Source organism: Roseateles sp. P5_E11 (genome assembly GCF_054049355.1).
The window spans coordinates 1-8,752 of sequence record NZ_JBFUMO010000226.1 but is presented as its reverse complement, the minus strand read 5'-3'; the positions used below and the strand labels follow the sequence as shown (position 1 = coordinate 8,752).

Here is an 8,752-nt window from a genome sequence, read left to right as displayed (position 1 = left end):
GCCGGCTGCGCTGTGGTTATTGACATCGGGCGACGCCGGGCATGCCCAGGCCCTGTTGCTGGGGAAGCGCTGCCTACAATGAAGCGCATGAACAGCCTCAGCGACGACAGCGCGCTCATCTCGCGCCGCCAGGAGCGACGACTGCCGATGCGGCTGCTGATGCTGACCCTGGCCACGGTCTCCATCTTGATGCTGGTACTGGGCGGCCTGGTGGTGCTGGCGTTGATGCGGGTCTGGGGCGGCGAGGTTGGCCTCGTGCACGCGGCCCTGGTGCTGACGGCATTCTTCACCGGCGTCCTGCTGCTGGTTGCGGCTGCGTTGGGCTGGCATGCCGGCGTGCGGCTGACGCGCCAGCGCCTGGCCGAGCCCCTGCGCGAAGTGCGCCAGCAGCTGCTGATGCAGGCCCAGCTGCAGCGTGACTGGCAATGGGCCACCGATGCCGAGCACCGCCTGGTGCGCTGGCAGGCGCCGCAGGGCGCGCCGTCATCGAGCTGGGTGGGTGCGGGCGCCAGCACCCAGCAGCTGTGGGAGCGCTTCGAGGTTGCCGAGCCGGCCGCCCAATTGCGCGAGCGCCTCGGTGCCCACCAGCCCTTTGTCGACTTGCAGCTCGCCGCTGCCGATGGCAGCACCGCCTGGCGGCTGCGCGGCCTGCCCTGTATCGACTCGCACGGCCATTTCGCTGGTTACCTGGGCACGGCCCGCCCCGACGAGCCCGCCGAGGCGACGCCAGCGCCCCAGCCGGCGCAGGCCGCCGACCTGGCCGCCGAGCATGAGTCTTTCAGCTACACGGTCTCCCACGATCTGCGCGCGCCGCTGCGCGTCGTCGAGGGCTTTGCGCGCATCCTCAAGGAAGACTACGGCGCGCGGCTGGATCGCGTCGGCAATGACCACCTCGACCGCGTCATGAGCGCTGCCGCTCGCATGAACAGCATGATCGACGCGCTGCTGTCGCTCTCCCAGCTGTCGACGCGGCCACTGGCGTGCCAGCCTGTCAACCTGTCGCAACAGGCCGGCTATGTGATGGAAGAGATCAAGCGCGGGGCGCCGCAGCGCGAGCTGGTGCTGGACATCGAACCGGGCCTGAYGGTGCAGGGCGACCCGACGCTGCTGCGCATGGTGCTGGAGAACCTGCTGGGCAACGCCTGGAAGTACAGCGGCAAGGTCGAGTGCACGCAGATCGGCTTTGGCAGCGTGCAGCAGGGCGGGCGGCGCGTCTTCGTCGTGTCGGACAACGGCGCCGGCTTCGACATGCGCTTTGCCGAGCGCCTGTTCGGCGTCTTCCAGCGCCTGCACAGCGCCAGCGACTTCCAGGGCACCGGTGTCGGCCTGGCCCTGGTGCGGCGCATCGTTCGCCGCCATGGTGGTGACATCTGGGCCGAATCCGCCGTGGGCGAGGGCTCGCGTTTTTATTTCACTTTGGGCTGACGCCCATTGCTTTGCGGGCCGAGCGCCGGGCCGCTCCCTAGCCGGCCCGCCTTAGGCGATGTGCTTGCCGGTCGATCCGGCAAGCATCGCCGTCCCCCTGGGGGACCGGCCAAGGTATTCCTTGGACGAGGGGCTCACTTCTGGCCCGGGCGCGCCAGCAGCTCCAGCGCATCCACGACACGCCGTGCCTGCTCGGGCAGGCTGTGGCCATCGGCGGAGGCCAGGCTCATCAGGCGGGCGAGCGCCTCGTCGCGTGGCAGGGAATAGCGGTGCATCAACACGCCGACTGCCAGGGCCGTCACGTCCATGGACGGCAATTCCGAGGGGGCCTCGAAAGCCTGGGCCATGGCGGCCGGTGCCGCCGGGGCTGAGGTGGCGACGGGGGGCGTCGAACGCGTGGTTGAACGTGCAAAAGCGGCCTCGACGGCGGGCACGATTTGCGAGATGTCCAGCGGCTTGACGAGGTAGGCAACGGCGCCCAGCTCCTTGACCTTGGCCACTGTCGCCTCGTCGGTGAAGGCGGACAGGAACATGAAGGGTGTCTGCAGGAATTCGCGCAGATAGGCGGCCACATCGAAGCCGGTCAGGCCTTCCATGCGGATGTCCAGCAGGGCCAGTTCGGGCCGGTGTTCGCGGGCGAGCAGGATGGCATCGTCGCCGTTGTCGGCGTCGATGACCTCGAAGCCGGCCTGCGTGAGCCCATAGCTCAGCGTCGCCAGTACCAGACGGTCGTCATCGACGACCAGGATCTTGCCCTTGCTCACCGTGCCCCTCTATCCAGAACTTGGTTTTATGGCCGGATTGTGAACCACGCTCGGTGGAATCAGTTCCAGCCGGCAGACGACATCGTCGCCTTGCTGTTCCAGGCTCAGGATGGCGCTGCGCCGCGGCAGCAGGGCGCGCACCAGGCCCAGGCCCGACACGCCGCTCTTGACGTTCTGCAGCGCAAAGCCTTCGGGCAGGCGGCCGGGGTTGGCGATCTCGACGGTGATGCCGGCCATGTCGCAGATGAGCTGGCAGCGCACCTGGGCGCCGTTGCTGTGCCGCAGCGCATTGCCGAGCAGCTCGTTGAGGCTGAGCGCGATCGGGATGGCCTCGGCCTCGGGCAGGCACCAGTCCTCCATCAGCGCGCCGCCCTCGGCGGCCGTGGTGATGACGCGGCCCTGCATGCGCTGCACCGAGCCGACGATGGCGTCGAACACCCGCTTGAGCACCAGCGGCCCGGAGGCGCCGACCTGCAGGCCATAGACCTGGGCGATGGCCTGCACCTGGCCCACGGCTTCCTTCAGCACCCCGGCCACCTCGGGGCGGCGCACGGCGATCTGCTGCAGCAGGCCGGCCACGCCCTGCAGGTTGTTCTTGATGCGGTGGTGCACCTCGCGCACCAACAGCTCGCGCTGCGAGATGGCGGCCTGCAGCCGTGCCTGCTCGGCGGCGCGCTGCTCGGTGACGTCGCTGGCCACGAGCAGCAGCAGTTCGGGCGTGTCGTCGCCGCCGACACCGGCCAGGTGCAGCAGCCGCGCGTCCCAGATGCGCGTCGAGTTGCCGGCCGGCACGTGGTATTCCCGCTGCACGACGGTCTGGGATTCCAGGGCCTCGCGCATGTCGGCGACCACCTGCGCCCCCTGCTCGTCGCCGAAGAGCTGCGCCGGCGTGCCGCCCAGCATCGCGGCCTCGGGCCTGCCGGCGAGCGTGGCGGCGGCGTGGTTGAGCTTGACGATGCGCAGGCTCTGCGCCTCGTGCAGCGTGATGGCCAGTGGCGCGCCTTCGATGATGCGGGCCAGCGATGCCTGGGCCAGCCGGCTCTGGGCCTCGGCCTGGCGGCGGCGGTCGATGTCCAGCAGGGCATAGGTCAGCTGCTGAGTGACTTTGCCGGGGCCATCCTCTCGCTGCGTCTGCACCGCATTGCCGATGACCCAGAACTCGCGCCCGTCGCGGCCGCGCAGCCGGCACTCGAACACATCGGCGCCGGGCTCCGTGTGAAAGGCGTGCTCGTCATCCTCCGGCGCCAGCACGCCCATGGGCTGGCCCTGCACGTCCTCGAGTTCGCAGCCGAACATGCGCCGTGCCGAGCGGTTCATCCACTCGATGCCGTCAGGCCCGACGGTGACGATGCCCACGAGCACCGAATCCAGCACGGCGCGTTCGCTCTCGGCACGCAGCAGCAGCGCGTTCTCGGCCTGGGCCTGGGCCGTCACGTCGAGCGTGACGACCGAGGTGGAGCGCCGCCCGCCAGCCAGCAGGCCAGGCGCGACGCGGGTCAGCAGCCAACGCCGGCCGAGCTCGGGGTGGCGCACGGCATAGCGCACCTCGACGGCGTCGCCCTTTTTCAGCGCACGCTGCAGGCGTTCGAATTCGGGCAGGGAGGCGGGCTCGACGATCTCGCGGCTGATGCCCTGCAGCGAGCCGGCCGTGCCTGTCGTGCCACCTGGCTGTTTGCTGCCGGTCTTGAAGGGTGAGCCTTTGCGGTGGGCCTTGAGCCAGCCGGCTTCGGGCTGGAAGGTGGCCAGGCCCACCGCGGCCGTGTCCATCAGCGCGTCGAGCTGCTGGTGGGCAAGGTCGCGCTCATGCAGCGTGCTGTGGTCCTCCAGCACCGCCAGCAGCTGGGCGCGGCCGGCATGGCGCCACAGGCGCAGCCGCGCCTGCAGCCAGCGGTGCTGGCCCTGCGGGTCGATGTACTCGGCCTCRGTGATCAGCGGCCCGTCCTGCGGGCGCTGCGCCGTCAGTGCCGGCAGCGGCATGCCGCGGTGCCAACCCAGCAGGGCCTGCAGCAGATCGGGCAGGTCGTTCAGGTGGCGGGGGGCGCCGGCGTAGAGGCCCGCAAAAGCGGCGTTGTGGCGCAGCAGCGTGCCGCTGGCGGCATCGGCCAGCAGGGCCGGCAGGGGCAGCAGGGCCAGCCATTCGGCCAGCGGTGGCTCGCCAGGGTCGGCTGCGCTGAGGCGCGCATGCAGCACCCAGTTGGGTCGTTCGCGCAGCAGGTGCAGCGTGGCGCRCTGGCCGTCGGCGAGCTTGAGCGGTGGCGCAAGTGGCGGCGCGCGACCGGCGTCGATGGCATGGGCAGCCTCGCGCAGCCAGCTTTCCAGCCGCGCTCCGGCGGCATGGCGAAGCAGCCGCCAGCCCTCGGCGGCGTCGGCGCCCAGCCATTCGCGCGCCGCTGGATTGGCGCGCAGTGCGGACAGATCCGCCCGTAACGTCAGCACCGGGTCGCCGACGAGGTCGAGCAGGGCAGTGGAGGCGGGCGGGCCGAACATGGCTCAGCCTGGCGAGCCGATGATCCGCAATGGCGCCTTGCTCATTCGAGCTGGGTGGCCTTGTGCAAGGCCCGCAGCACGCAGGCGTTGATCTCGCCGGCGCCGAGCATCAGCGCGTCAGCGCGTTCGCGGTAGTCGAACACGCTCTCGGATTCGATGGCGCGCACCAGCTCCAGATAGGGGTGGAAGGGGCCGCTGTCGTCCACCAGGGCCTGGCGCACACGCTCGGGCACGGGAATGCTTTGCAGCAGCTTCTCGAACGGCGCCTTGAGCATGTGGTCCAGCAGCGAGAACAGGCCACAGATGAACATCTCGTCGCGCTGCTCGCGGTCTTCGATGCTGGCGGCAAATTCCTCCATCAGCAGGCCGCGGCGCACGGCGCCGAACATGATGGGGCGCATGCTGTGGTCCTTGCTGGCCGTCGTCAGCAGCAGGGCCAGCCAGCGTTTCAGGCGCGCATAGCCGAGCAGCATGATGGCGTGACGGAAGCTCGACACCTCGACCGGCAGGCCGAAGGCGGCCGAGTTCATGTAGCGCAGCAGCTTGAAGGCCAGGCTGGGGTCGCGCTTCAAGGTCTGCTCCAGGCGCTCGACGTCCTCGCCTTCGTCGACGCGTGAAATGAGCTCCATGATGACCTGCAGGTCGGCCGCGATCTCAGTCTTGGCGGCGCCGGCGGTCGCTTCGTAAGGGCCGTCCATGGGCCAGCCGATGACGATTTCGGCGCCAGCCTTGAAGCTGGCGTCGATGGCGTCGGCGCCACGCACGCCGGCATGCACGACGGCAACGCCGGCCGGCGCGGCCTGGCCGGGCTCCAGCACCACCTGCCTGAAGGCGGCGCCGACGGCGGCCGGCAGCGGTGCATTGGGCAGGCCCTTGAGCAGGCCCCTGTGGCCAGCCGCCTTCAACGCGGCGATGGCGTCGCCGTGCGCGGCATCAGCGGCGATGAAGGCCGGCACCTCGATCTGGGTCGGCTCGGCCGGCGGCTGGGCCAGCAGGGCGGTCAGCAGGGCTTCGCCCTGGGCGCTGATGACGGCGCCGCCCTGGGGCCAGGTCGCGGCCAGCGCGGCCAGCAGCTCGGCGTGATCGGTCCTGGCATCGGCGCGCAGCGGCACCAGCGTCAACCGTGTGCCGGCGATGTTGCGCTGGCGGTCGATGACGGGGGCATAGCCCAGGGCAACACCGGGCAGGATTGCGCGATCGAGAGCGGCGGGAGAGTTGTCGGACATGGCGCGGCGCTGGGCTGGCGGTGAATGCGGCAGTCTGCCACGAGCGCCGCCGCCCTACCGGGACGATTCGTGACCGAATTCATTCGCGGCGATGACACACCAGAGATGGGAGCGACGGCGCGGTGCCGTCCTGAAGCCACGTGCAGCGGGGCGTGCCTAGCCCTGGATGTACTGGAACAGCGTCATGCGCTGGACCATGGCATAGGTCTTGAGCGCCGTTTCATAGCCGGTCTGTTGGTTCTGGAAGTCGGAAATGCCTTGCACCATGTCCAGATCCTCGGCTGCGCTCTTTTCCTCGGCGCTGTACTGCTTCAAGGCGGCCAGGCGGCTTTCGGTGCCGTCGAGGTTGTTCAGACGTTCGCCCACCTGGCTGCGCATGCTCTGCATATTGCCCATGACGGCGTCGATGTCGCGGATGCTGGTGGTGTTGGCCTGGGTCACCTGCGTGGGAGTGCGCTGCGTGGTGTTGAGGTCGGCGATGGCCTTGTCGATGACGTCGAAGACCTTGAGGCCGTTCTTGGAGCCGGCGATGGCGAAGGCGTCGCCGTCGACCGGCGTGYCTGAAACGGTGAAGGCCATGCCGTCGCCCGTGATGGCCTGGCCCGGCTTGAAGCTGCCGCTGGAGACGACGCTGCCGAGGTCGGTGTCGGTCAGCGTGTAGGTCTGCGAGGGCGTGGCCCCGGCGATGTCGACACGGTAGTTATGGCCGGTCAGCAGCTTGGGGTCGATGGTGCGGCCGCTGTCGATCCATCCCGAAGCCACGTTGCCGGTGATGCCGTTGACCAGCGGGCCGCCGGTGGCCGGGTCGATCAGCTGCACGACGGACTTGCCGGTCGTGGGGTCGGTGGTCAGCGTGCGCGGCGCCGTCTCGAAGGAGCCATTGCCACTGCCCGCCTGCTCCCAGGAGGCGCGGCCATCGATGGTCAGCTGGAAGTTGTCGAGGTTGCCGGTCTGGATGTTGCCGGGCACGCCGATGTAGCTGACGCCGCCGGCTTGATCCAGGAAGGGTGGGGTGGAGGCGCCCTGGCCGGAGAAGATGTAGCCGCCGGAGCCGTCGGGCCGGTTGGCGATGGCCAGCAACTGGTCGCGGATGCCCTTGAGCTTGGTGGCCAGCCCCTGGCGTTCGGCGTCGGAATAGCTGGCATTGCCAGCCGAAACCATGGTTTCACGGGCCTGCTGCAGCAGCTCGTTGGCGTCGCCCAGGGCCGATTCGCCCAGGGTCATGCTGTTGCGGCTGGCCTCCAGTGCACGCTGGTTGGCCTCGACGCGGCCGATGGAGGCCAGAGCCCGCTCGGCGCGCGCAGCGCCGGTGGGGTCGTCGCTGGCCAGGGCGATGCGCTTGCCCGAGGTCAGCTGCTCTTGCTGGGTCTGCATCGCGTTCTGCCGGCGCTGCAGATTGGCGATGGACGCGTCGAAGAGGTTGGCGGTAGCGAGTCTCATGGATTACCTCTGCGCAATTCGCATCAGTTCGTCGAACAGGGTCTGGGCTGTCTGCAGCACCTTGGCGGCGGCCTGGTAGCCCTGCTGGAACTGCATCAACCGCGAGGCTTCCTCGTCGAGGTTGACGCCGGCCTGGCCGGCGCGGCTGGTCTCGGCATCGCCGGCGACGCTGGTGGACACGTCGGACAGGTAGTTGGCGCTCTGCACGCGGGCGCCGATGTCGCTCATCGCCGCGGCATAGGTGTCGTTGATGGTCGAACCCGGCGTGAAGCCGCCGCCAGCCAGCACCTGGCGGCCGACGAAGGTTTCGCTCTGGATGTTGAGGAAGGCCTTGGCGTTGCCGTTGTTCGTGGCGGTGTAGGTCGTCGGGTCGATGGCGATCTTGTCGCCGCTGCGCGGCACGCCGTTGGTGCGCAGCTCGAAGCCGAGGTCGATGCCGGCGGCGGGTTGGTTGCCGATGGGCTGGCCCGAGCTCCAGATGCCGCTGAGCACGCTGCCGTTGGCCAACGTCAGCGTGTACTGCACATTGTTGGCGTTGGCCGGATCGGGCGCACCGAACTGCAGGGTCATGGGCGCCGTGGTCGGGTCGAAGTTCTGGTTGACCGCGTAGATGCTGTCGACGCTGAGGGTGCCGGTGTTGTTGACGTTCGTGGAAGCGGTCAGCGGCGACGCGGCAGCGATGCCCGTGGGGGCGTCCAGCACGCGCTTCATGTTGACGGCGGCGGAACCCACGGGCTCGATGAGGAAGCTCTCACCCGCGGCCGGCGCTGCAGGGGTGAAGACGATCTTGAAGCCATCGATGGTGTCGCCGTCGTTGACGGTGCGCACCAGCCCGTCGGACAGGCGCGTCAGCTCATAGCTGCCGGACGTGCTGGAGCTCAGTTTGTAGCTGCTGGCCTGCAGCTGGCTGGCGTCGACGATGCTGGCCGCGACGCCGTTGGTGAAGCCACCGCCGGGGGTGCGCTGGTTGCTGGCCGCCGGCAGCACGTTCGGGACGGCGACGCTGAAGATGGCGGCACCCTTGCCGGGCGGGTTGGACAGGTCCAGGCCGAGGGCGTTCTGGTCGTTGACGCGCGTGCCGATGGCGGCTGCGAGCTGGCCCAGCAGGTTCTTTGCGTCCTGCAGATCCTTGTTCTGGAAGCTCAGCAGCGCGGTCATCGAACCGCCGGTCAGCACGCTCTCGTCCAGCGGTCGGCTCTGGCCGCCTTCGTTCAGCGACACCACGGCGCGCAGCGGGTCGTAGGCGTCGGCCGAGACCTGCAGCGACGAGGCCTGGTTGCCGAGCACAAGGCGCTGGCCGCCGCCGATGAAGACGCCGACGGTGTCGTCGTCGGCGGCCAGCGTCGTCACCGCCACATGCTCACCGAGCTGCGAGATCAGCCGTTCGCGCTGGTCCATCAGGTCGTTGGG

General features: G+C 69.4%; 6 protein-coding genes. 1 reads left to right on the top strand and 5 read right to left on the bottom strand.

Going from position 1 to position 8,752, the window contains the following annotated elements; all coding sequences use genetic code 11:
- Window positions 1–87: 87 nt before the first annotated feature.
- Entirely contained in the window at window positions 88–1,425 is a 1,338-nt protein-coding gene (locus tag ACXJKR_RS17150; protein ID WP_457323847.1) for a sensor histidine kinase, read from the top strand.
- 134 nt (window positions 1,426–1,559) lie between these two features.
- On the opposite strand, the gene ACXJKR_RS17145 is transcribed toward ACXJKR_RS17150, so the two are convergent.
- The 5 genes from ACXJKR_RS17145 to ACXJKR_RS17125 form a co-directional block, all read right to left on the bottom strand.
- Complete coding sequence (locus ACXJKR_RS17145) at window positions 1,560–2,189, bottom strand: response regulator (RefSeq protein ID WP_056199180.1); 630 nt, start codon at window positions 2,187–2,189, stop codon at window positions 1,560–1,562.
- A gap of 9 nt (window positions 2,190–2,198) precedes the next feature.
- Entirely contained in the window at window positions 2,199–4,676 is a 2,478-nt protein-coding gene (locus tag ACXJKR_RS17140) for a sensor histidine kinase (RefSeq protein WP_457323846.1), read from the bottom strand.
- A 41-nt stretch (window positions 4,677–4,717) separates the two neighbouring features.
- A complete protein-coding gene (locus ACXJKR_RS17135) occupies window positions 4,718–5,902 on the bottom strand; it encodes an EAL and HDOD domain-containing protein (protein ID WP_457323845.1) in 1,185 nt (394 codons plus the stop codon).
- Between the two features lie 156 nt (window positions 5,903–6,058).
- A complete protein-coding gene (gene flgL / locus ACXJKR_RS17130) occupies window positions 6,059–7,342 on the bottom strand; it encodes a flagellar hook-associated protein FlgL (protein WP_457323844.1) in 1,284 nt (427 codons plus the stop codon).
- A 3-nt stretch (window positions 7,343–7,345) separates the two neighbouring features.
- On the bottom strand, window positions 7,346–8,752 hold a 1,407-nt coding region (locus ACXJKR_RS17125; protein ID WP_457323843.1), incomplete at its 5' end, for a FlgK family flagellar hook-associated protein.